We start from the raw sequence: 1,348 nt of genomic DNA, 5'->3' as shown, positions 1-1,348 counted from the left end.
ATCCTATGTTCTGGCCTGTGACGATCTGGTCCATAAGGACGCTGTCGCCCCCATCAGCCCATACCTCACGGAGTTCCGGCTGGAGAATGGACTTCCGGTCTGGGTCTTCCGCTGCGGCGGGAATGTGATTGAAAAGCGCACCTGCATGGTTCATCTGCAGAACACGGCATACATCACCTACACACTGCTGGAGGGGGAGGGGGGACGCCTGGAGGTGCAGCCGGCGATGCACGTGCGGTCGCATGATGACTCGCTGGCGGGACCGCCGGAAGAACAGTATCGCTGGACCGGTGTGGAAGACGGTTTCGAGCTGTATGTCAGCGACGATCTTCCCGTACTCAAGCTGGTCTGGAATTGCGGCGAGTGCGGTTTCCAGATGAAGACCCAGCGGCTCGATAACCTGCGTTATCGCATTGAGCAGGCTCGTGGCTACGACTGGGAAGGCTCTCTCTGGTCTCCTGGAGGCTTTACGGGAGAGCTGCGGCCCGGAAAATCGGCTTCCCTTACGGCATCGACCGAAGATTGGGAGAAGGTTCGGGCCCTCTCCCCTGGTGCGGCCTTCGCTGCGGAATTGGAGCGGAAGCGCCGGCTGCTACGGACCGCGCCACCCGAGGCAAGGGAAGGATTTCCCGCAGAACTCGTGCTTGCGGCCGACCAATTTTTGATCACTCCAATAGGACGTACGGCAGACCAGGTCCGAGCTCATGCCGTGGGAGACGAGATTCGTACTGTGATCGCCGGCTATCACTGGTTCACGGATTGGGGCCGTGACACCATGATTTCGCTGGAGGGGCTTACTCTGTCCACCGGCCGCTATCGCGAGGCGGAATACATCCTTCGCAGCTTCGGCAATTACATCCACAACGGTCTGATCCCAAATATGTTTCCCGAAGGAAGAACGAGCGGTTTGTATCACACCGCCGACGCAACGCTCTGGTTCTTCCATGCCATTGACCGATATCTGCAGGCAACCAGCGACTGGGAGACGCTTGAGTTCCTGCTACCGAAGATGGTCGATGTTGCCGAGTGGCATCTGCGTGGCACCGACTTCGGCATCTATATCGACCAGAACGACGGTTTGATGGTTCAAGGGCAGGACGGGTATCAGCTTACGTGGATGGATGCCAAAGTCGGCGACTGGGTAGTAACACCTCGACGTGGCAAGGCAGTGGAACTGAGTGCGCTCTGGTACAACGCGCTTCGCCTGTTGGTGGAGTGGCTGGAGGCGCTTGAAGATACTCGTACGGATCGAGCTCGCTATCTGGAATGGGCAAATCGGTGTCGCGACAGCTTTAACCGCCGCTTCTGGAACAGCGAAAAGGGCTGTCTCTTCGACGTGGTCGATACC

The 1,348-nt window shown here is 58.5% G+C and carries 1 protein-coding gene; it reads left to right on the top strand.

The window, feature by feature from the left end; genetic code table 11:
* A partial coding sequence (locus AB4043_RS25655) for an amylo-alpha-1,6-glucosidase (RefSeq protein ID WP_442308540.1) occupies positions 1-1,348 on the top strand: 1,348 nt, incomplete at both ends.

Source organism: Terriglobus sp. YAF25 (assembly GCF_052113305.1).
In the GTDB taxonomy this organism is placed as follows: Bacteria; Acidobacteriota; Terriglobia; order Terriglobales; family Acidobacteriaceae; genus Terriglobus.
The sequence above is the reverse complement of the archived record's forward strand: the minus strand, read 5'-3'. Positions and strand labels throughout refer to the sequence as shown.